This window comes from Tatumella ptyseos (genome assembly GCF_030552895.1).
GTDB classification, from domain to species: domain Bacteria; phylum Pseudomonadota; class Gammaproteobacteria; order Enterobacterales; family Enterobacteriaceae; genus Rosenbergiella; species Rosenbergiella ptyseos_A.
The window spans coordinates 2,985,451-3,008,370 of the sequence record NZ_CP130649.1 but is presented as its reverse complement, the minus strand read 5'-3'; the positions used below and the strand labels follow the sequence as shown (position 1 = coordinate 3,008,370).

At 47.9% G+C, this 22,920-nt stretch carries 18 protein-coding genes and 1 pseudogene; 8 read left to right on the top strand and 11 right to left on the bottom strand.

From position 1 onward, the window contains the following. Positions 1 to 89: 89 nt before the first annotated feature. Positions 90 to 1,430, bottom strand: coding sequence for a carbohydrate porin (locus tag QJR74_RS14180; RefSeq protein WP_304372427.1), 1,341 nt, complete (start codon positions 1,428 to 1,430; stop codon positions 90 to 92). A 374-nt stretch (positions 1,431 to 1,804) separates the two neighbouring features. Between QJR74_RS14180 and QJR74_RS15255 the strand changes: the two are divergent. After that, positions 1,805 to 1,852 (top strand): annotated as a pseudogene (locus QJR74_RS15255) (hypothetical protein). Positions 1,853 to 1,922: 70 nt separating this feature from the next. On the opposite strand, the gene yihA reads toward QJR74_RS15255, so the two are convergent. Then, a complete protein-coding gene (gene yihA, locus QJR74_RS14175; protein ID WP_304372425.1) occupies positions 1,923 to 2,552 on the bottom strand; it encodes a ribosome biogenesis GTP-binding protein YihA/YsxC in 630 nt (209 codons plus the stop codon). A 432-nt stretch (positions 2,553 to 2,984) separates the two neighbouring features. Here yihA and yihI point away from each other — a divergent pair, with 432 nt between their 5' ends. Continuing rightward, positions 2,985 to 3,488 (top strand): Der GTPase-activating protein YihI, encoded by a 504-nt coding sequence (gene yihI / locus QJR74_RS14170; protein WP_304372424.1) that lies wholly within the window; start codon positions 2,985 to 2,987, stop codon positions 3,486 to 3,488. A 222-nt stretch (positions 3,489 to 3,710) separates the two neighbouring features. Continuing rightward, positions 3,711 to 5,084: an oxygen-independent coproporphyrinogen III oxidase gene (gene hemN, locus QJR74_RS14165; protein ID WP_304372422.1), complete on the top strand. Its 1,374-nt coding sequence runs from the start codon at positions 3,711 to 3,713 to the stop codon at positions 5,082 to 5,084. 32 nt (positions 5,085 to 5,116) lie between these two features. Here the strand turns inward: hemN and glnG are convergent, their stop codons facing one another. From glnG to glnA, 3 genes are all read right to left on the bottom strand, one after another. After that, positions 5,117 to 6,532: a nitrogen regulation protein NR(I) gene (glnG, locus tag QJR74_RS14160; protein ID WP_304372421.1), complete on the bottom strand. Its 1,416-nt coding sequence runs from the start codon at positions 6,530 to 6,532 to the stop codon at positions 5,117 to 5,119. 7 nt (positions 6,533 to 6,539) lie between these two features. Further along, positions 6,540 to 7,589: a nitrogen regulation protein NR(II) gene (gene glnL / locus QJR74_RS14155; RefSeq protein ID WP_304372419.1), complete on the bottom strand. Its 1,050-nt coding sequence runs from the start codon at positions 7,587 to 7,589 to the stop codon at positions 6,540 to 6,542. A 101-nt stretch (positions 7,590 to 7,690) separates the two neighbouring features. Continuing rightward, complete coding sequence (glnA, locus tag QJR74_RS14150; protein ID WP_048913046.1) at positions 7,691 to 9,100, bottom strand: glutamate--ammonia ligase; 1,410 nt, start codon at positions 9,098 to 9,100, stop codon at positions 7,691 to 7,693. A gap of 445 nt (positions 9,101 to 9,545) precedes the next feature. On the opposite strand from glnA, the gene typA reads away from it, so the two are divergent. The 5 genes from typA (at position 9,546) to fabY (ending at position 14,420) form a co-directional block, all read left to right on the top strand. After that, positions 9,546 to 11,369 carry a ribosome-dependent GTPase TypA gene (gene typA, locus QJR74_RS14145; RefSeq protein ID WP_304372418.1) on the top strand — a complete coding sequence of 608 codons (1,824 nt, stop codon included), beginning with the start codon at positions 9,546 to 9,548 and terminating at the stop codon, positions 11,367 to 11,369. 182 nt (positions 11,370 to 11,551) lie between these two features. Next, positions 11,552 to 12,157: an HAD-IA family hydrolase gene (locus QJR74_RS14140; RefSeq protein WP_304372417.1), complete on the top strand. Its 606-nt coding sequence runs from the start codon at positions 11,552 to 11,554 to the stop codon at positions 12,155 to 12,157. Positions 12,158 to 12,172: 15 nt separating this feature from the next. Beyond that, positions 12,173 to 13,030 (top strand): virulence factor BrkB family protein, encoded by an 858-nt coding sequence (locus QJR74_RS14135; protein ID WP_304372415.1) that lies wholly within the window; start codon positions 12,173 to 12,175, stop codon positions 13,028 to 13,030. Further along, on the top strand, positions 13,027 to 13,464 hold the full coding sequence (dtd, locus tag QJR74_RS14130; protein WP_304372413.1) for a D-aminoacyl-tRNA deacylase: 438 nt from the start codon (positions 13,027 to 13,029) through the stop codon (positions 13,462 to 13,464). Before QJR74_RS14135 ends, dtd begins: the two co-directional genes overlap by 4 nt. Positions 13,465 to 13,478: 14 nt before the next feature. Next, positions 13,479 to 14,420: a fatty acid biosynthesis protein FabY gene (fabY, locus tag QJR74_RS14125; protein WP_304372412.1), complete on the top strand. Its 942-nt coding sequence runs from the start codon at positions 13,479 to 13,481 to the stop codon at positions 14,418 to 14,420. 40 nt (positions 14,421 to 14,460) lie between these two features. Here fabY and QJR74_RS14120 read toward each other — a convergent pair whose 3' ends face one another. The 6 genes from QJR74_RS14120 to rpoZ all read right to left on the bottom strand — a co-directional run bounded on the left by QJR74_RS14120 (position 14,461) and on the right by rpoZ (position 22,878). Further along, complete coding sequence (locus QJR74_RS14120) at positions 14,461 to 16,101, bottom strand: hypothetical protein (RefSeq protein WP_304372410.1); 1,641 nt, start codon at positions 16,099 to 16,101, stop codon at positions 14,461 to 14,463. Positions 16,102 to 16,213: 112 nt separating this feature from the next. Beyond that, positions 16,214 to 17,596: a uracil-xanthine permease family protein gene (locus tag QJR74_RS14115; RefSeq protein ID WP_304372409.1), complete on the bottom strand. Its 1,383-nt coding sequence runs from the start codon at positions 17,594 to 17,596 to the stop codon at positions 16,214 to 16,216. Between the two features lie 93 nt (positions 17,597 to 17,689). Then, positions 17,690 to 19,768: an ATP-dependent DNA helicase RecG gene (recG, locus tag QJR74_RS14110; RefSeq protein ID WP_304372407.1), complete on the bottom strand. Its 2,079-nt coding sequence runs from the start codon at positions 19,766 to 19,768 to the stop codon at positions 17,690 to 17,692. Beyond that, a complete protein-coding gene (gene trmH / locus QJR74_RS14105; RefSeq protein WP_304372406.1) occupies positions 19,765 to 20,460 on the bottom strand; it encodes a tRNA (guanosine(18)-2'-O)-methyltransferase TrmH in 696 nt (231 codons plus the stop codon). The genes recG and trmH overlap by 4 nt, the downstream gene beginning before the upstream one ends. A 3-nt stretch (positions 20,461 to 20,463) precedes the next feature. Then, on the bottom strand, positions 20,464 to 22,581 hold the full coding sequence (gene spoT / locus QJR74_RS14100; RefSeq protein ID WP_304372405.1) for a bifunctional GTP diphosphokinase/guanosine-3',5'-bis pyrophosphate 3'-pyrophosphohydrolase: 2,118 nt from the start codon (positions 22,579 to 22,581) through the stop codon (positions 20,464 to 20,466). Positions 22,582 to 22,602: 21 nt separating this feature from the next. Then, positions 22,603 to 22,878, bottom strand: a complete 276-nt coding sequence (rpoZ, locus tag QJR74_RS14095; RefSeq protein WP_304372403.1) for a DNA-directed RNA polymerase subunit omega — start codon at positions 22,876 to 22,878, stop codon at positions 22,603 to 22,605. Between the last annotated feature and the right edge of the window lie 42 nt (positions 22,879 to 22,920).

The window sequence follows — 22,920 nt, the reverse complement described above, 5'->3', positions numbered from 1 at the left end:
CTCCTTGGTCGACGAAAAAAGGTAACGCGACATAGGGAGGCTGGCAAGAGAAGAATCTCCGTATCCAATACTGAATACGGAGAGCAGTCTTAGAAGCTTAAGTTGGCACTGATGCCACCGACTAAGGCATTTTTCACGCCACTTTCCGCACCTGGTGCAACAACGTATTGCAGGTTAGGACGAACTTGTAGCCAGTTAGTGGCATGGATATTGTAGTAGACTTCATAATCGTACTCAGAACCATGCTGAATCGGGATCCACGCTGGATTGCTATCGTAATAAGCACCGTTAGAACGGTTTTCACGGCGTTGCATGGTTGAATAGCTTGAATTGACGTGGATACGAGAAGCACCAATACCAATTTCATCTTCTGGACGTGCGTCAGCTAAGCCTTTCCATACCAATGTTAGCGATTGATAATTATCTATCTTCGCCGTCTTATGGTCGTTCATTACCGCTTGAGCCGTTAAGGTTAGGCCACGATCGCTGCCGCCTGGTTGGGCAAAGAGCTGTTGTTGAGCCAGTACATAGCCACCGTAAGCGTGAGCAGTATCGGTGTTGCCATTACGCCATGAACCATAAACTTGGTCACGTACAGAGGAGTAATAACCGCCTAGACGGTAGTTACCTTTTAAGTTATCCGGACCGAAGGTTGGGTGCCAAACGACTTCGGCGGGGACTAAGTTCCCTTCGGTTTGACTCACTTCGAAACGGAAACCATCGCCACGGTCGTAGTTGTAAGGCGTTTGGTTATAGAAACCGACTTGGAAGAAGACATCCGGCGTAATATTGATCGCGACACGTCCACCCCATTGCGAGACTGGCCAGTTATACCAGTGATCACCACGCCAGTTTCCTGCCTGACCGCCCCCGAAGGCTAAGTTTTGGAACTTACTGTCGATGGTATCAAAGTCTTCACCGACGGTGACACGACCTGCTTTCACATCCACTAAGTTGTCAAAGAAATGCTTACGCAACCAGAATTGCGTTAAACGCCACGTTTGGCCACGGCCATAGACTTCTTGAACGGAAGAAAGGGTACCATTACGGCTGATAGCATCGTCGGATAAGTTACGGCCATTACGATCAGTGATGGTCATTTGGAATTCGGTATCGTTCCATCCTAATAGTTTCTCAAGATCTAAATCAACGCCAAAAGCCCATTGGTCAGAGTAGCGCATGGTCGTTGATGAGTGGTAGCCGCCTGCTAAGTTAGACGCACTTTCCATGGTGTAATTAACCTGAAAATCGACACCTTCATCTTTTAATTGGCTACGCGTACCATTCCAGTCCCCCAGCATCCACGCCGAGTCGTAACTGAAAGGTTCTGCTGCATGGGCAGCAGGTAATGCGCTCGCGCAGCTGGCTGCAACGAGAGACAGCGCAAAGAAAGAAGGTGAACGTAAGAAAAATTTATTTTTTATTTTCATTATTTTTATCCCGAAATAAGGTGTTAACACTCAGAAGAGGTTACCGCAGAATAACGTGTAAATTAGTGCCAATTTTATTAAATATTTGTACTTTTAGACTTCGATCACGAAAAAGATACTCATCCCAACAAGTGAGCGATAGCGCACTCCTTAGGCTGATTTGAATCAGAAAAGAAGTCTGAAAAAGCGGGGGCAGAGCATACGCCTTTTTTTATATTTGAGAAACATATTTTTAACATTATTGCGAGGGATTAGGGGTATTTATGTGATCTATCCGGCGTAAATCACCTGAAAAGGCTATTTTTGAATCAAAAAAGCCCTTTCCCGCACCTAAAATTTGGGGTACATTTTGCCTTGTAGGGTACAGAGGTAAGATGTTCTATCTTTAAGACCTTTTACTTCACGTAATCGGATTAGGCTAGAAATTAGCCGCCCCAGCGATCTCGTTTATCGCTGGGGCGTTTTTTCGTTTAGGGGGAAGAAAAAGAGGGATTATTCTTCAGACGCTTCCTGCTGTTCACTGTACTCGCTAAACCAATCATCTAACTTCTGGCTAAGCTTATCGATCCCCATCTTCTTCAAAGAAGAGAAAAGCTCCACTTGCACATCACCCATAAAGGCTAGGCTTGCTTCACGAACCATCGCAAGTTGCTTTTTGCGTGCGCCAGACGCGAGTTTATCGGCTTTGGTTAGCAGTACGAGTACCGGAATATCGCTTGCGACCGCCCAGGTCACCATTTGTTGATCGAGCTCTTTCATCGGATGACGAATATCCATCAACACCACAAGCCCTTTTAGCGCTTGGCGAACTTCTAAATATTCACCCAGAGATTTTTGCCATTTGCGTTTCACCTCTTCTGGCACTTCGGCGTAACCATAGCCGGGTAAATCCACTAAGCGAACACCGTCTGCTACTTCAAATAAGTTAATAAGTTGTGTACGTCCCGGTGTCTTACTGGTCCGTGCAAGACTTTTTTGTTGGGTTAAGGCATTCAACGCACTCGACTTACCGGCATTAGAGCGGCCAGCAAAGGCGACTTCTGCGCCGGTATCGTCCGGTAGATGACGAACATCTGGGGCACTAGTTACAAAATGAGTGACGTGATAATTCCAGGTCGGCACAGCAAACTCCACATAATTTTAGCAGCATAAACCGCGAGTATACCTGCATTTTGCCTAGATTTCGCGCATTGTTATCGTATTGTGGGTTGCGGAGAGATTTATTACCGTCCTTAAAATCTCCGTTAAGACTCAAGTCTAGCCATTCATGACCGATATTCGGTAAAAACCAATAAAAATCAAATGGATGAATAAATAGTGAAATTTATTCTTAATGTTGCCTTGTGTTATTGGCTTCTTGAACTACAGTTAATCCGCTAATGGAGGGCTTTAAGGAACGTTGTTCAGGGATCGGGATGCGAACATCAACGTAAGGGATTTACGAAAAAAGGACGAAAGGGCGGTAACCTTAGTGTTACCGCTTTTTTATTGTCCAAGTTTCTGCTAGATTCGCGCCCAGAACCTATCGAAGTAATCCTCCTTGAGACTGACATTATGAAGCAACCTTCCAGACCGACCAAAAGCAAGTCTACGGAACGTCGTAAAACACGTGCCGAACTGAATCTTGAAGGCCGAGAGCGTAAACGCAAAAATAAGCTTAAAGGCAATGTGGCGGGTAACCGTAGCCACCCTAAAGTGACTCAACAGCAAGGTAATGCCGGCCCGAAGAAAAGTGATCCTCGTATTGGCAGTAAAACACCAGTACCTTTGGTCGCTGAAGGTAAAGTTGCCGCTGCACCCGCTGCGAACGTTCATGCCGAACCGGAAAAAATGACCCGCCAACAAGAATTACGGATGTTGGAAAATGACCCACGTTTAGATCAGTTGTTGGACCGCCTTGAAGCGGGCGATACGCTGAGCGGTGAAGACCAAACTTGGCTCGAAGCGCGTTTAGATCGCATTGAAGAGCTGATGGTGCTACTGGGTATTGAGATTGATGATGATGAGAAAGACGACGAAGCGGAAGAAGATATGTACCGCTTGTTGAAAGGACAGTAATACTGTGTGGCAGGGGGAATGATCGTCCTGCCATTCATCAGAAGGATTAATTGATAATGCATTGGCTTGGATCAATTCCTGCCGGATTATTCGCCTGTTATCTCGCCTGGAGTATCAGTAAACTTTTACGCTTGTCGCACAGGAAGTCTGTGTTGACCCGACGTCTATTTTCTCGCAGTGGGCGAGCAAAGCACGACGGTAAAGCCAACGTAAGAGGTAAGCATGCTGCTACAAGACGTCGAATGGGATCAGGCACTGATTGAAAAATATAATACTTCCTCCCCACGTTATACCTCTTACCCTACGGCGTTAGAATTTACCCCTCACTTTTCTGAAGAAGATTTTCGTGCGGCCGCACAACGCTATCCTAGGCGTCCTCTTTCCCTTTATCTGCATATCCCGTTCTGCCATCAACTTTGTTATTTTTGTGGTTGTAATAAAGTCGTCACCCGCCATCCCGAAAAAGCCGAGCGCTATTTACAGCAGTTAATCGTCGAGCTTCGCCAGCGAGCGCCTCTGTTCTCGCAACGATCGGTGACACAGATTCATTTTGGCGGCGGTACTCCAACCTTTCTCAGTGATACGCAACTTGCTGAGATAATGAGTGTGATTGCTGAGGTCTTCAATGTTGAGGGATCAGCCGAGATCTCTTTGGAGCTGGATCCTCGACAATTTCCGACCGAGCGATTAGCCGCTCTGCGTCGTATCGGATTTAATCGTTTAAGTATGGGCGTACAGGATTTTAACCCTGTGGTACAGCAGCGAGTCAATCGCGAGCAAGATGCAGCACAGATTGTCGAACTGCTCTCGACGATGAAGGCACTGGATTTTACCTCAACGAATATCGATTTAATTTACGGGTTACCTCAGCAGACGGTAGAAAGTTTTGCGCAGACTATCGACAGGGTACTGGCACTGCGTCCTGATAGAATGAGTGTCTTCAACTATGCCCATATGCCTGAGCTATTTGCTGCTCAGCGAAAAATTAAGTCTAATGAACTACCGAGTGCTGCGCAGAAGCTGAAGATCTTACAACAGACCATTGCTCAGTTGCAGGCTGGCGGCTATCAATTTATCGGTATGGATCATTTTGCTTTACCGGAGGACGAGCTTGTTATTGCGCAACGAGCGGGGAGTTTACAACGTAATTTTCAGGGATATACCACGCAACGCCAGACGGACTTGTTAGGTGTTGGGGTATCGGCCATCAGTATGATTGGTGATACTTACAGCCAGAATGAAAAGAAAATCACTGATTGGGCATCACGCATCGCAGAGAAAGGAAGTGCTTTGGTACGAGGACTCTCACTGAGTGCAGAAGATTGTTTGCGTCGTGACATCATTACTACCCTAATGTGCCAATTTACTTTAGAGGTTTGTGAGGTAGAGGCGAGCATTTCGCAACCTTTTACCGACTACTTTGCTGAAGAACTTCGCCTGTTAGCGCCGATGCAGGACGATGGCTTACTGATCATCACGCCGGAACGACTCCAGGTGACGGCAAAAGGGCGGTTGTTAGTCCGGCATATTTGTCTATGTTTCGATCAGTATTCGCGCGCCCGTGCCAGCCAACAGGCGTTTTCTCGGGTAATCTAATCGGGTCTAAGCGTCGCTAGACCCGGTTAGTGCTACTCCATTCCTAACTCTTTCAATTTACGTGTCAGCGTATTACGGCCCCAGCCCAGTAGACGTGCGGCCTCTTGTTTGTGCCCGCGGGTATGTTGCAGTGCAGTGGTAAGGAGCACCCGCTCCATTTCCGGTTGAGCCTCTGACAGTAAATCCTGATGCCCAGAGCGTAATGCTCTTTCCGCCCATTGGGCAAGCAGTCCAGACCAACTTTCAGGAATGGATGGGCTGCTGGTATTTTCCTGCGGGACGGTATTATCAAAAAGTTCAGGGGGGAGATCTTGTAATAAAACCTCTTGTCCCGCAGCCATTACGGTTAACCAACGACAGGTATTTTCTAATTGTCGAACGTTACCCGGCCACGTCATGTGGGTGAGCGCGTTGATGGTATCAGTGTGCAAGATTTTGGTTTCGACCCCTAGCTCGCGCGCCGCCGTTTGCAGAAAGTAGTTTGCGAGGCGAGGGATATCCTCTCGACGTTCACGCAAGGGCGGTAGGTGGATACGGATCACATTGAGTCGATGGAATAAGTCTTCACGAAACTTACCTTCCTGAACACGTAGCTCAAGATTTTGGTGTGTGGCGGCAATAATCCGCACATCCACCTTTACCGGTGCATAACCGCCGACGCGATAGAATTGACCATCGGCCAGGACTCTTAACAATCGAGTCTGTACGTCTAATGGCATGTCACCTATCTCATCAAGAAACAGTGTTCCGCCATCGGCTTGTTCAAAGCGGCCTTGTCGCACTTGCCCTGCACCCGTAAATGCCCCTTTCTCATGGCCGAATAATTCTGATTCGATGAGATCTTTAGGGATTGCCGCCATATTCAAGGCAATAAAAGGAGCTTTCACTCGCGGACTATGGCGATGAAGGGCATGGGCGACTAATTCTTTACCCGTGCCAGATTCACCGTTAATTAAGACACTGATAGACGAACGTGAAAGACGACCGATAATACGGAAGACGTCCTGCATAGCAGGGGCCTCACCAATAATATCCGTTGTCGGGCCATCTTCTTGCTGATGGCGAGGTTGCTGCTGTTCTTGATAATGGCTAATCGCCCGTTCGGTCAGAGCAACGGCCTCATCAATATCGAAAGGTTTGGGGAGGTAATCAAATGCGCCTTGCTGATAAGCGCTAACGGCCGCATCGAGGTCCGAATGCGCAGTCATAATGATCACCGGAAGCATGGGGTGGCGTTTTTTTATCTGTTTGAGTAACCCCAAACCGTCCATGCCAGGCATACGAATATCGGATAACAATACATCCGGCGTTTTGGTCGCTAACGCATCTAATACATCGTGGCTACTTTCAAAGGTGGTACAGACCAACCCGGCGCCAGTCAGTGCGCGTTCAAGCACCCAGCGGATGGAACTATCGTCATCGACGATCCAAACTATCCCTTGTTGCATAGAAACCTCACTGACGAATAGGGAGAAAAATTGAAAATTCGGTATGGCCCGGCCAGCTCTTGAACTCGATCTTGCCAGTATGTTGATCAATCAAGCTACGTGCAATCGACAGTCCTAATCCGGTACCGTTTTCGCGCCCACTGACCATCGGATAAAACAGGGTGTCATGCAGGTGAGTTGGGATGCCTGGCCCGTCATCTTCAATATCAATTTGAGCGACTAAGCGATAACGCGTGCCATGAAGCGTAAGCTGAAAGGCGGTACGGGTGCGTAAAGTGATAGTGCCTCCCTCGCGGCCTAGTGCCTGTAACGCGTTACTCACCATATTAAGTAAAACTTGTTCGATTTGGTCGGGGTCATGCTGTAGTTCAGGTAGACTCGGATCGTAGTCACGCACTAAGGTGACATTATCGGGTAATTCCATTGATACCAGCTTCACCACACGTTCAGCCACTTGATGGATATTTTGCATCACATGCATACCCGGCTGTTGGGGGCCTAATAAGCGGTCAACGAGATTTCGTAGACGATCTGCCTGTTCGATAATGACATTGGTGTATTCTTTCAAAGCCGGGTCGGGCAGGGCTTTGGAAAGCAGTTGAGCGGCTCCCCGTAATCCTCCCAATGGGTTTTTAATTTCATGGGCAAGCCCACGAACTAAATCACGTGCAGCGATTTGCTGGGCATGCTGCAGCTGCTCTTGGCTTAATCGGCGCTGATTATCCATTGGCGCCATTTCTAACAGGATCTGTTGGTCAGGCAATGGCTGGGCAGTGAGTGCCAACGTATGCGCTCGACCATCTACCACAAGCGTGACTTCGCTATCGGTAAAGCCTTGTCCAACGCTAAGGCTTTCGTGCATCACTTCAACATTCAGGGAGAAATATCCCGTGAGCTCTGGAAGGGGTGTTCCAAACAGCTTACGTGAACTCTGAGCGAGTAATTGCTGCGCCGCGGGATTGGCATAATGGATCACTAATTCATGGTCGACAACAAGGACGCAGTTGATCAACGAATTTAGGATCTGCACGGCATCTGAGGCGGTGTTGCTAAGCATTACATCTCTCCAGAATGGGGTGACACGCAGGTAAGACACCCGAGAAAAAAGCCCATCCGAGGATGGGCTAAGACTTCACGGCAACACACTACAAACGAAAATTAGACGCTGTAGTAAAGTTCAAATTCAACCGGGTGTGGCGTCATACGTACACGGTCGTTGTCCGCTTTACGTAATTCGATGTAAGCATCAATAGCTTCGTCGGTGAATACGCCGCCACGGGTCAGGAACTCGCGGTCTTCGTTCAGGGCATTCAACGCTTCTTCCAGTGAACCTGCTACTTTTGGAATCTCTGCATCTTCTTCCGGAGGCAGATCGTAGAGGTTTTTATCCATCGCATCACCAGGGTGGATTTTGTTGATCACACCGTCTAGGCCTGCCATCAGTAGTGCTGCGAAGGCTAGGTAAGGGTTAGCCGCTGGATCAGGGAAGCGTGCTTCAATACGACGTGCTTTAGGGCTTGCAACAACAGGAATACGGATTGAAGCAGAACGGTTACGGGCAGAGTAAGCCAGCATGACCGGTGCTTCATAACCCGGGACCAAACGCTTATAAGAGTTGGTGGTTGGGTTAGTTAAGGCGTTAAGCGCTTTAGCATGCTTGATGATACCGCCGATGTAATATAAAGCGATGTCAGACAGGCCGCCGTACTTATCGCCGGCAAACAGGTTATTACCATCTTTTGATAAAGACATGTGGCAGTGCATACCAGAACCATTATCGCCAAACATTGGTTTTGGCATAAAGGTTGCGGTTTTGCCGTACACGTGTGCAACGTTATGCACCACATACTTATAGATCTGGATTTCGTCCGCTTTTTTCACCATGGTGTTGAAGCGTGTTGCCACTTCGTTTTGACCTGCGGTCGCGACTTCATGGTGGTGTGCTTCAACCACTAAGCCCATTTGCTCCATGGTTAGACACATGGCGGAACGGATGTCTTGGGCAGAATCGACCGGTGGTACCGGGAAGTAGCCGCCTTTCAAACCTGGACGGTGGCCTTTGTTACCGCCTTCGTACTCTTTACCGGTGTTCCATGCAGCTTCGATATCGTCAATCGCAACATGGGAGCCAGAAGTAGAAGAACCGAAACGGATGTCGTCAAATAAGAAGAATTCTGGTTCTGGTCCAAACAGGACGGTATCTGCGATACCTGAGGTACGTAAGAAATCTTCAGCACGTTTAGCGATTGAACGTGGATCACGGTCATAGCCTTGCAGGGTGCCTGGCTCGAGAATATCACAACGGATGATTAGCGTTGGATCTTCGAAAAACGGGTCAAGGACGGCGGTGGTCACGTCTGGCATCAGTACCATGTCTGATTCGTTAATCCCTTTCCAACCCCCGATGGATGAGCCATCGAACATTTTACCTTCTTCAAAGAAGTCTTCATTCACCTGATGTGCAGGGATGGTAACGTGTTGTTCTTTACCTTTACTGTCTGTAAAGCGCAGATCAACAAACTTGACTTCATGTTCGTTCATCAACGAGAGAACGTGTTCAACGGACATATCTACTCTCCTGAAAGCTCTATTATCGTGGGGGAAATGGGAAGCATTATGCTTACGAGGGCTCAACCCTTTAACCCGAAATCCGGCAAGCGCCTAAAAACGTTTTTTAGCTATCGTTTTCGCTTATTTTTCTTAAAGCGAAAAGCGTGCCAACTTTTCTAAAACACTGAAAAGGCCCAGCAGAGGCGAGTTTTATCTACCCTCGCCCTTGTCGTATTACAGGGCATTGCACCAATAAAGGGCGATATGGTCAACTTTAATGATCCATAACAGTGCATTATGGATAAGGAGTGGTCATGTTGCACTGAAATTGCACAAAAAAAGGCGATAAACTTGAGTCATAAAAAAAAACTGCATAAAAGGGCTGTGAATCGTCTGATCGTGTTCAGTCTTTCGCCTAATCCGTGTACAATAGCGCGCTATTTCTAATGCCTGAGGCAAAGCTGTGATCGAAAAATTGCGTAATATCGCCATCATCGCGCACGTTGACCATGGAAAAACCACCCTAGTCGACAAACTTTTACAACAGTCCGGTACCTTTGACGAGCGTACTGAAGCGACTGAGCGTGTGATGGACTCCAATGACTTGGAGAAAGAGCGTGGAATTACTATCCTCGCAAAAAACACCGCTATTAAGTGGAATGATTACCGTATCAACATCGTTGATACCCCGGGACACGCCGACTTCGGTGGTGAAGTTGAGCGTGTTATGTCTATGGTCGATTCCGTACTGTTAGTCGTTGATGCGATTGATGGTCCTATGCCACAGACCCGTTTCGTAACGAAGAAAGCGTTTGCTCATGGTCTAAAACCAATTGTTGTTATCAACAAAATTGACCGTCCGGGCGCGCGTCCTGATTGGGTGGTTGACCAAGTCTTCGATCTGTTCGTTAACTTAGACGCGACAGATGAGCAACTAGATTTTCCAATTATCTACGCTTCTGCAATCCAAGGGATTGCGGGCGACGATCACGCAGACATGGCTGAAGATATGACGCCACTGTACGAAGCGATCGTAAAACACGTTCCTGCTCCTAATGTTGATCAAGATGGAGCGCTGCAAATGCAGATTTCGCAACTTGATTACAACAACTACTTAGGTGTTATCGGTATCGGCCGTATCAAGCGCGGTAAAATCAAACCTAACCAACAGGTTACGGTTATCGATAGCGAAGGTAAAACTCGTAACGGTAAAGTCGGTAAAGTACTGGGCCACTTAGGTCTTGAGCGTATCGAATCTGATTTAGCGGAAGCGGGTGATATCATTGCAATCACTGGTTTAGGTGAGCTGAACATTTCTGACACTATCTGTGATACTCAGAAAGTTGAAGCCCTGCCAGCGCTGAGCGTTGATGAACCAACTGTTAGCATGTTCTTCTGTGTAAACACCTCTCCATTCTGTGGTAAAGAAGGTAAGTACGTGACTTCACGTCAAATCCTTGACCGCCTGAAGAAAGAGCTGGTACACAACGTTGCTTTACGCGTTGAAGAAACTGAAGATGCTGATGCGTTCCGTGTTTCAGGCCGTGGTGAACTTCACCTATCGGTACTGATCGAAAACATGCGTCGTGAAGGCTTCGAGATGGCAGTATCTCGTCCTAAAGTTATCTTCCGTCAAATTGATGGACGTAAACAAGAGCCATTCGAAAACGTGACCCTTGATATCGAAGAACAGCACCAAGGTTCTGTGATGCAAGCGATGGGTGAGCGTAAAGGCGACATGAAAAACATGGATCCAGATGGTAAAGGCCGCGTACGTTTAGACTACGTTATCCCAAGCCGTGGATTGATTGGTTTCCGTAACGAATTCATGACCATGACTTCAGGTACAGGTCTACTGTACTCAACCTTCAGTCACTACGACGATATGCGTCCAGGTGAAGTGGGTCAACGTCAAAACGGTGTATTGATCTCTAACGGTCAAGGTAAAGCAGTAGCATTTGCCCTGTACAGCCTGCAAGACCGCGGTAAGCTATTCTTAGGGCACGGTGCGGAAGTGTATGAAGGCCAAATCATCGGTATTCACTCACGTTCTAACGACCTGACGGTTAACTGCTTAACCGGTAAGAAACTGACTAACATGCGTGCGTCAGGGACTGATGAAGCAACAACACTGGTTCCAGCAATCAAAATGAGCCTTGAGCAAGCGCTTGAGTTCATCGATGATGACGAATTAGTTGAAGTCACACCTGTCTCTGTTCGTATCCGTAAGCGTCATTTAACTGAAAATGACCGTAAACGTGCATCGCGTGGTAGTAAAGAGTCTTAATTCTCAGTTTTGAGTATTGAGCTAAACCTGAACCAGACCTATCTGGTTCAGGTTTTTTTTTACCTTGCGTTTAGCCTGTCGAATGTTCGGCGCAAAACGCGATCAATTTTCCAAAACTCGATTGGTAGAATGGGAAGGTCGGCTTTATAGTGTAGATAAGTAAAACTTACGGGAGAGACGCAATGTTATATATTTTCGATGTGGGAAACGTTATCGTTAATCTCGACTTCACCCGTGCTTTAGGCGTCTGGAGTAACCTAAGCGGTACCCCGCTTGCGCATGTTCAACAACACTTCCAGCTCGGGCCACAGGTTGAGCGCCATGAGCGGGGGGAAATATCGGATGAACAATTTGCTGAGGCACTGTGTGACGAGTTGGAGGTAAATCTCAGCTATCCGCAATTTGTCAGTGGCTGGCAAGCAATTTTTACCGGCGTTAATCAAGCCGTGTTAACGCTTATTCAGCAATTGCGTACAGAGGGACATCGTGTCGTCCTCCTTTCCAATACTAATCAAATACATACCGAATTTTTGGCGCAGCAGTATCCTGAGTTACTGGCGGCCGCCGACCAAAGCTATTTCTCTCATCGTATTGGGTTACGTAAACCGGATACGGCAATTTTTCACCACGTATTGGCAGAAGAGGGCGTTGCGCCTGAACACGCTTTCTTTGTTGATGACCTGTTTGAAAATATTGAAGCGGCCACACAGTTAGGGATCAACACTCATCTTTATCAGGACGTTGAAGGGTTAGAAGCGGCCATTCAAGGTACCAGTCATTTTTCGTAGGGAAGCCAATTATTTATGCGGGTAAAACTCAGGACACGTTCGTTCTTTCGCTGGTTAGGCGTACTTTGGCGGCGAATTAACGATGACAACATGACAGTACAAGCGGGAAATCTCACCTTTGTTTCATTATTAGGGCTAGTCCCCTTTGTGACGGTAATTTTCGCTATCTTTTCCGCCTTTCCGGTCTTCAATGATATTAGTGGTGAGATCCGACATTTTATTTTCCGAAATTTTGTCCCCACGACGGGAAATGTGATTGAAGAGTACATTGACCGTTTTGTCGTCAATGTCCATCGCATGACGGTATTCGGTGCGATTGGCCTTATTTTTACCTCATTATTATTGATGTTCTCCATCGATAGCGCGTTAAACAGTATTTGGCGCAGCTCGCGCAAGCGACCGCTTGTTTTCTCGTTTGCGGTGTATTGGATGATCCTAACACTGGGGCCCTTACTCGCTGGAGCAAGTATTGCGCTCAGTTCCTATTTGCTTTCACCGCAATGGCTGAATATGCCCGGTATTAGCGAGATCATTCAATTAGTGCTGCGAAGTTTTCCCTTACTTCTTTCATGGCTTGCCTTCTGGCTACTGTTTAGTGTGGTACCCACCTGTAATGTGGCGGGTAAAGATGCGTTAATTGGGGCATTAGTTGCTGGGGTATTATTCGAGATTGGTAAAAAAGTTTTTACGCTGTACGTGACGATGTTTCCCGCCTACCAGCTTATTTACGGCGTGCTTGCCGTGATTCCCATGCTGTTCCTTTGGGTCTATTGGACGTGGTGTATTGTGTTACTCGGTGCAGAGATTACTGTCTCGCTTGAGCACTACCGTAAACTTCGTCGTCAGCGTCAACAAGAAGCGGATATTTCATGATTGCATTAATTCAACGTGTTTCAGCGGCCCACGTCAGTGTTGAAGGGAGCGTGGTCGGTAAGATTGCCGGGGGGCTTCTTGTCCTGCTCGGTATTGAAAAGGATGATGATGAAGCTAAGGCCCGTAAGTTAGCCGAGAAAGTCGTGAATTACCGGGTCTTTAGTGATGAACAAGGAAAGATGAATCTTAACCTACAACAAGCTGAAGGCGAGTTATTGGTTGTTTCACAGTTCACGCTTGCTGCTGATACGCAAAAAGGGATGCGTCCCTCTTTTTCTAAAGGTGCCTCTCCTGACAGAGCCCGTGAGCTGTACCGGTATTTCAGTGACTACTGTCGAGAAATAGGTATTAAAACAGAGAATGGGCAGTTCGCTGCAGAGATGCAGGTATCGTTAACGAATGATGGTCCAGTAACTTTCTGGCTCCAGTGTTGAAGGAGAGCGACTAAATGTACCAATTACGCGTTCCTGAAACGGCCAGTGATCTTGCCGAGTATTTCCAGTTTCGTTGGCAGATGCTACGCAAGCCCTTAAATCAGCCGCCGGGTTCGGAACAGGATGCTTGGGATACCACGGCACATCACCAAATGTTGGTTGATGATGAAAATAATGTAGTAGGCGTTGGACGGCTTTCCATTAGTGGCGATAACGAGGCGTCCATCCGATTTCTCGCCGTCTCCCCGGAACTACGTGGTAAAGGGTTAGGGAGATTACTGATCATGACTTTGGAGTCGGTAGCGCGCCAAGAGGGGGTTAAACGGGTTACCTGTAGCGCGAGAGAAGATGCTGTCGAGTTTTTTGCTCAGCTCGGTTATATCAATCAAGGTCGTGTGACAACTTCGCAGACCACTCGGATTCGTCACTTTTTGATGATTAAGCCGATGGCGTCAATGGATGATATTCTTCATCGTGCTGATTGGTGTGAACAGTTACAACAAGCCTGGTATCAGCATATCCCGTTAAGTGAAAAAATGGGCGTACGTATCCAGCAATATACCGGTCAGAAGTTTATGACGACCATGCCGGAAACCGGTAACCAAAATCCGCATCATACTCTCTTTGCAGGAAGCCAATTTTCTTTGGCAACCTTAACGGGTTGGGGACTAATCTGGTTACTACTAAGAGAGCGGAAACTGGGAGGAACTATCGTCTTGGCGGATGCCCATATCCGTTACAGCCAACCCTTACAAGGACGTCCGACAGCCAGTGCCGATTTGGGATCGCTAAAAGGTGACTTAGACCGATTGGCGTGTGGTCGTAAGGCGAGGGTAAGTTTAGACGTTACGCTTAGTGATGAGCATCATCAAGGTGCGGTATTCCAAGGCGTTTACCTTGTGTTACCCGCTGAAGCGGAGAAACCCTTGGAAGAGGGTGGTTCAGCGCCCCATTAACGGGAACTAAGGTAACAAGCAGAGCTTGTTACCTTAATCTTTACTCCGCGCCAACCTGCTGGCTAAAACTCGGGGTAGTAAATGCCCCCCGTAATGAAGAGGGTGGTGCGGTAAGTGAAGGCAGATTTCCTTTAAGCTGAAGAGTAAAGTTACCTTGCCCTGACAGAGGTTGTGGCCAGAACCACTGTGTGAATGCGCCATAAGGAACTTTTTCGCCCCGCAGGGAAAGTTCAAAAGGGTGTGTGGGAGCTTGGGAAATATCGAAGCGGCCGACCACAGGTCCTTCTTGTACTAATCCTTTAATATCTTCAATACTCAACCTGTCCTGAGTCGCATTGAGTTTATACCATAGCGCTCGCACATCTTGGCGATTAAACGTTGCTGCAGCGGCATAGTACTCCGCATTCCCCGCCCAAAGCCCCCACTGATGTTGTTGTGCAATCTTTAACTCAGTGCCTGTAATGTGTGTCGCGGTCATCTGGAAGGGATAGACAGGGTTGATATCAATGAATAGGCCGTTATCTACATTAACATTATGCAGTGTGAGGGAGCGAATAGCCTGCGGGAGAGGTGTCGTCAGAAACTGACGCCATCCGGCAGGCAGCGTATAGCGAATATTGCTAAGCGATAACTTATCGACATTTATCGCGCCAGTTTTGCTTTGCCACTGGCCTTGGGCGGAGACCGTTCCTTTCGCCCACCCTGCGTCAAATTGGTCGAGAGTAATATTCCCCTGCGTAGCCGTCAGCTTTAGATGAGGTTGGGACCATTCTTCAATTCCAAGAATGATGCTCTCAGCATCAGCGGTTAAGTGGCCGGCGAACATTGCGTGATTGGTAAGGTTTTGACCATTGATATTCAGGTCATTGATAACCCAGTCTGGGCCTACAATGCTGAGATGATTGAGTGCTAGATCTTTTACCGTGACCTGAGTGACATTGTTTATTCCCATCAGATCAGCCAACCGTTTATCGGTTTGAAAACGAATATTATTAAGTTGTAGTCGGGGAATTGACCACTGGCCTTCCTCTGAACGCGTTAATTGTCCTTCGAACGTCCCACGGTCAACTTCACCCGATAGCTTCGTCACGTTTAAACGATGTAAGTCTTTATCGCCCTGAGCAACCAGCTTATCGAACTGTTGATGCGCGACATGTACACCTTCCGCCGCGAAAGAAAAACTAAACCTTTTCCCGAGTACTGCCTGTTGACTTGGCACCCAAGGCGATAATATCCCGTTGATACGCGTCGCAGAGAGGCAATTGGTTGGATAAGGGTTTAATAATTTTACCTCCTGAAGCGCTAAGCGATCGGCGCTGATTGGGAGTGTCGCGTCAGGGGTTAAATTACTCAGGATCAGTGTGCCTTGTTGAACCGTAATCTGTGAAAAGTGTGCGGGATTGAAAAACTGGCGAGGGGTAAATGATAAGGAAAGCTTACCGGCAATAAGTAATGCCGGTTGGCCATCTTCGCCGAAGGTGACTTTATCAATCGTAAAAGTTAAAGGGTGCGACCAGTCATGGGAAAGTCGCTCAATCGATAAATGGTAAGGCGTTGCATCACTGATCCAGCGACATGCTGCAGAGATTCCCCAATGGCTGCGTAAGGTGGCATAGCCGAGACTTACTAGCACGATAAGCAGTACTACGAGAGAGAGCAGCAATTTAACGAGTAACTTCATCGACGTTTCCTAATGATGGGCGAACGGTAGGTTATGCCTTAAAATCACTGTCAGCTCAAGGAGCATAAAGACGACTGACTATCTGGATCAATAATCAGTCGCATAATTTGACTTATTCCTCGCGAGGCAAAATCAGATTTAACACGATAGCCGTGACACCACCTGCAGCGATACCTGAGGAAAAGAGTGTACGTAGCCATTCAGGCGCAAACTGAAGAATTTCTGGGTGTTGCGAAACCCCTAATCCAATCCCTAAAGATAATGCCATCACCATGATCGCGCGACGATTTAAGGTTTCCCGAGCCACAATACGCACGCCTGAGGCCGCAATGGTTCCAAACATCACCAAGGTTGCACCACCGAGTACTGGTTCGGGGATATTTTGTACAATATCACTGACCGCAGGAAAAAGCCCTAACAGCATAAGCATTATCGCAACAATGAAGCCGACATAACGGCTCGCGACGCCGGTCAGTTGAATCACCCCATTATTTTGTCCGAAGCAAGAGTTTGGAAAGGTGTTAAACAGTGCGGAAACGCAGCTATTGATTCCGTTAGCGAGGACTCCACCTTTAAGACGCTGCATATAAAGCGGGCCTTTTACGGGTTGCTCTGAGACATCAGAGGTTGCAGTAATATCTCCAATGGTTTCCAGCGAGGTCACCATAAAGACCAGCATGAGGGGGAGCAATAGATTCCAATCTATCTGTAAGCCATAGCGTAATGGTTGTGGCCACATGACGAGTGGATGACTTGCGCTCGGTAATGCGCTCGGTAGCACCCCCATCGCCCAAGCAAGGATATAACCGATTAGCATGGCAATAAAAAGCGCGGCAATTCTTAGATAAGGATTTTTTTGGCGATTAAGCAAGATGATGGTCAACAACACGACACCGGCTAGCAGCAAATTGGTTGGTGATCCGAAACTATGGTTAGCCATCGCGCTGAATCCCCCCCCGACAGAGGTCAAGCCAACCTGTATCAGTGAAAGGCCGATAATCATCACCACAATCCCCGAGACTAATGGGGTAATAACTCGCTGAACGTAAGGGAGTATGCGTGAAATGATCATTTCGGTACAGGAGGCGAGCATCAGTGTACCGAAGAGCGCCGCCATCATATGAGAGGTGTCTGCCCCGCCTTGTTTTAAGGCCAGTCCACCCATGATCAGTGGTGAGACAAAGTTAAAGCTAGTGCCCTGCACCGATAATAAGCCTGAGCCGATGGGCCCCCAAGTCTTAATCTGTAATAAAGAGGCAATACCGGAAGCAAACAGCGACATACTGAGAATATGTCGTGTGTCTTCAGCCGGTAAATTTAAGCCCTTACAGATGAGAAGTGCTGGCGTAATCACTGCCACGAACATGGCGAGTAAGTGTTGTAAGGCGGCAAATATGGCTTGTGGAAGCGGAGGACGAGCTTCCAGCGGAAAGATTAACTCGCTACGCGGAGCGGGTGACGGGTTTTCAGTCGGTTCGACACGTTCGGCAGACATATTTTTTCTCTGGCAGAGTCATAAAAGGGGCAATTTTAATGGAGTCGATTATGATTGCAAACGATTGCTTAGCCTAAAAACAGTATTAGAGGCTTAAACATTACTGAATAAGGTTTTAGCGGGTAGCCATCGTTCAATCAATGCTTTCGACTGTTCGGGGTAATGCTGGTGGAGATGTTTAGCAATACGTTGTATTTCCGGGATTAAGCGTTGGTCGCGTACCAAATCTACGACTTTAAATTCTGCGTTGCCGGTTTGTTTGGTGCCGAGTAGTTCACCCGGGCCCCGAATTTCCAGGTCATGTTGAGCGATGACGAATCCATCATTGGTATCACGCAGGACTTGCAAACGTTTTTGCGCAGTCTTACTGAGAGGGGGTTTATACAATAAAACGCAATGGGAGGCGACAGCACCACGACCGACACGTCCGCGCAACTGGTGCAACTGGGCTAAGCCAAGACGCTCGGCGTTATCAATAATCATTAAACTTGAATTAGGCACATCTACGCCCACTTCAATCACGGTTGTGGCAATCAGGAGATCCAGTTCATGACCTTTAAACTGTTGCATAATCTGCTGTTTTTCAGCCGGTTTCATTCTGCCGTGCACTAAACCGATACGCATTGTGGGTAAAGCAGCTTGAAGTTCGACCAAGGTGTTCTCAGCGGCTTGCGCTTCGAGCTGCTCTGATTCTTCTATCAAGGTGCAGACCCAATAAGCTTGTCGTCCTTCAGCACAGGCTTTCTCTACCCGGGAAATAATCTCGCTACGGCGTGAATCTGGAATGGCCACTGTCGTGACTGGGGTACGTCCAGGCGGTAGCTCATCAATGGTCGACGTCTCAAGGTCGGCATACGCGGTCATTGCCAAGGTACGTGGAATAGGTGTTGCCGTCATAATCAATTGATGTGGATGGAAACCTTGCTGCTGGCCCTTTTCCCACAGCGCGAGGCGTTGATGAACACCAAAACGGTGCTGCTCATCAATAATGACCAGTGCCAGATGTTGGAATTGAATATGTTCTTGGAAGAGGGCATGAGTTCCTACCACCATTTGTACTTCGCCGCGGGCAATACGCTCTTGTTCTGCAGCACGTGCTTTCCCTTTCTGTTTTCCTGCTAGCCAGCCGACTTGTATGCCAAGTGGTTCGAACCATGACCGGAAATTATGGGCGTGCTGCTCGGCGAGTAACTCGGTAGGGGCCATCATTACGACTTGTTGATCGGCGGCAATCACTTGTAATGCAGCCAAGGCGGCCACCAAGGTTTTCCCCGATCCTACATCACCTTGTACCAGACGTAACATCGGATAGGGATGTGCTAAATCCTGTTCGATCTCTTTGACGACTCGCTGCTGAGCGCCGGTCGGCGTAAAAGGCAGCTGACTTAACAGTTGTGCCGATAAACGATAATCGGGTTTGAAGGATAATGCACGATATTGCTGCGCCCCAGCCCGTGCCTGTAACATGCTGAGCTGATGTGCCAATAACTCTTCGGTAATGAGTCGCAATTGTGCAGGATGACGACCCAGCTCGACATCGGCTAATTGCATCTCCGGAGGCGGGCGATGTAATAGCTGTAATGCTTCAGTCAGGGACAGCAAACTACGGCAAAGTTCTTGGGGCAGTAATTCCTGAATAGGATTATGTTGCAGCAAGACCAGAGCTTGATCCGTTAAATTACGCAGCGTGGCTTGACGGATACCGTCGGTAGCCGGATAAACCGGGGTCAAGGTCTCTTGCAGGGTAATGGATTGTTGCTCGTCCTGCTGACGATATTCAGGATGGATAATTTCTGGGCCGCGCTGCCCGCGTCGGATCTCACCCCATGCAATGATTCTCTTACCCGTCGCCAAGCCATTTTTCATCCCCGCATTGAAGTTGAAAAACCGCATTGTTAGCGTTCCGGTACCGTCACTGATTTGGCAAACTAGCATACGTCGACGGCCAAAGGTGATCTCACTATGCAGCACCTCTCCACAGACGGTGGTGTGTGAACCGGCTTGTAAGTCATTAATGGCGGTGAGATGCGTACGGTCTTCGTAACGTAAGGGCAGATGTAACAGTAAATCTTGTAACGTATGGAGGCCGATTTTCGCTAATTTAGCGGATTGGCTGGCACCAACACCGGTCAGGGTAGTGAGCGGAATGGCATCAAGTAGGCGGCCTTTCATCGTTTTCTCGTGGCCTGCATACTGTCCCACCACGTTTGATCGGCACGAATATTTCCATCGGAATCAATATGCGGATAGGGTAAGCCTTTGTGTTTAGCGACCCGAGCCAGAGTAGGGTAACCCCCTTCAAATAGTAGTCGTTGCTGCTCTTGTGGGTCTATATCGCTGTAGTCGCGGTGATATAAGCCTGCAACCTGACGTTGGCGTTGAGCTTCGTACAAGATTAAGGCCGCGGCCACTGATACATTCAACGACTGCACCATTCCGAGCATAGGGATGACAATATGGTGGTCAGCCAGGGCGAGCGCTTGATCACTGATGCCCGTTTTTTCTTGGCCCACGATGATACAAGTAGGCTTGGTGTAATCGATCTCTCGAAAATCAACCGCTTTATCACTCAAGTTGGTCGCGAGGACCTGCATAGACTGCGACGTGAAGTCAGCGACGGCCTGCTCAATACTGTCATGGGTGTGGACATTGACCCAATTATTGCTGCCTGCTGAAGAGGAAACTGCAGTTCGCATCCGCTCTTCTGGCCATACGGCATGAATATCATGAATACCGATCGCATCAGCCGTACGAATAATCGCTGAAATATTATGCGGCTTATGGACTTGCTCGAGACACAGAGTGAGGTCTGGCTGACGCCTCGCCAACATTTCCTGAATTCGAGCAAGCCGTTGAGCATTCATAAACTAGTTACGATTACGTTGGACTTTAATGACATCTGACATCACCCGTAATTTACGCATGATGTTAGCTAAATGAACGCGATCATGTACCGTCAGTCGTAGATAAGCGGTATAAACCCGGCCATCGCGCTCTTCGGTATTCAGGCTCTGAATATTGGAACGCTCTTGGTTAATCGCGGCGGTTAAGTTAGCTAATACCCCTTGATGATTAAACATATCGACTTTTAATTCGGCGATAAAATCTTGTTCAGTATGGGTATCCCACTCAACCGGCATGAATTTCTCAGCGTCTTTACTAAAACCACGAATATTACGGCAGGATTCGTGGTGTACGACTAGCCCTTTTCCAGGACTAATATGGGCCAAGATCGGATCACCAGGAATAGGACGACAACATTTTGCGAAGGTAATCAATACGCCTTCAGCCCCTTTGATGGGAAGCTTGTGGCGTTTTGAATGGGTACTGGTGGTAGTGTCATGAGATTCCAATTGTGGAAGAAGGTTCTTTGCCACAACGACACTCATTGCATTACCCAGACCGATTTCAGCCAGTAGATCGTCAAAGCTGGCGAGCTTCATACGCTCCAGCTCATGCTGAATACTTTCTTGCGGAACTTCAGCCAGCTTTTTACTACCACCTAGTGCGTGGCTGAGTAAGCGTCGACCCAGTAATACTGAATCTTCACGTTTAAGATTCTTAAGGAGTTGACGAATTTTAGCGCGCGCTTTGGAGCTGACGACGAAGTTCAGCCAGGCCGCATTAGGGCGGGCGCCTGGTGCGGTAATAATTTCAATGGTTTGTCCACTGGTCAACGGTTGTGACAGCGGATAAGGTTGACGATCCACTCTCGCCCCCACACAAGCATGACCAATATCGGTATGAACCGCATAGGCGAAGTCGACAGGTGTCGCTTCGGCCGGTAGTTCAACGATGCGGCCTTCTGGGGTGAAGACATAGATTTCATCTGGGAACAGGTCCGACTTCACACTCTCGATGAATTCAAAGGAGTTACCTGAGCTCTGTTGTAGTTCAATTAAGCTCTGTAACCAGCGTTGCGCGCGTAACTGAGCGGTAGTAACGCTTTCACCTTGCTGCTTATAGGCCCAGTGTGCAGCGACCCCCATTTCAGCCATCTGATCCATATCTTCAGTACGAATTTGGACTTCAACAGGAACACCGTGTGGGCCGATCATCGAGGTATGCAGCGATTGGTAGCCGTTCGCTTTCGGAATGGCGATATAGTCTTTCATTCGCCCTGGGCGCGGCTTAAATAGGCTATGCATTTGCCCCAAGACGCGGTAACAGGTATCGATATCTTTAACGATGACGCGAAAGGCATAAATATCCATAATGGAATGGAAACGCTGCTCTTTCAGGTGCATTTTACGGTAAATAGAGTAAAGGTGCTTTTCGCGTCCGCTGACGCGACAAGGGATGCCTGCTTCTTGTAAACGGCCGTCTATCTCACTCAAAATACGCTGAATCATCTCTTTACGGTTGCCGCGTGCCGCCTTAACGACTTCTTTGATCACACGGTAACGGTTGGGATACAAGGCTTCAAAACCAAGTTCTTCCAATTCCGTTTTTAGATGATGGATACCGAGACGATGGGCAAGCGGACTGTAAATTTCGAGGGTTTCAAGCGCGATACGACGACGTTTATCGGTGCGCAACGAGCCGAGCGTACGCATGTTATGGGTACGGTCAGCCAGTTTAATTAAGATCACGCGAATATCTTGCACCATCGCCATGATCATTTTGCGAAAGTTCTCTGCTTGGGCTTCTTTCTTATCCTGGAATTTTAATTTATCCAGTTTAGAAACCCCCTCCACCAACTCTGCAACGCTCTCACCAAATAACTGCTCAATTTCTTGATAGGTGACGGCGGTGTCTTCAATCACGTCATGCAGTAACGCGGCCATGAGAGTTTCATGGTCCAGCTTCATTCCTGCCAGTATGCAAGCAACGGCTACTGGGTGAGTGATATACGGCTCACCACTCGAACGAGTTTGTCCTTCGTGAGCATCACGCGCGACGAGATAAGCCTGCTTGAGTCGCAAAATTTGCTCCTCAGGCAGGTACTTTTCAATCAGTTGGTTAAGGCTTTCAAACAGATACAAGGGCTACCTTCACTATAAGAATTAACGACGGCCTTCAGCGATAGCGTTGACGGCTTGTAGTTCAGCCGCTTCTTGCTCGTGCTGGTCTTGGCGCTCACGGACATCAAGAATACTGTTAGTAATTAAACCTTCTTCGATTTCACGCAGAGCGATAACGGTTTGCTTATCATTTTCTTCGGGGACTAATGCATCTTTGCCACCGATTTGTAATTGACGAGCGCGGCGTGCAGCGACCAACACTAAGTCAAAACGGTTGCCAACTTGTTCTACTGCATCTTGTACGGTTACGCGTGCCATATAGGTATTACTCCACTGATCGGGTATAGATAAGGCATGATA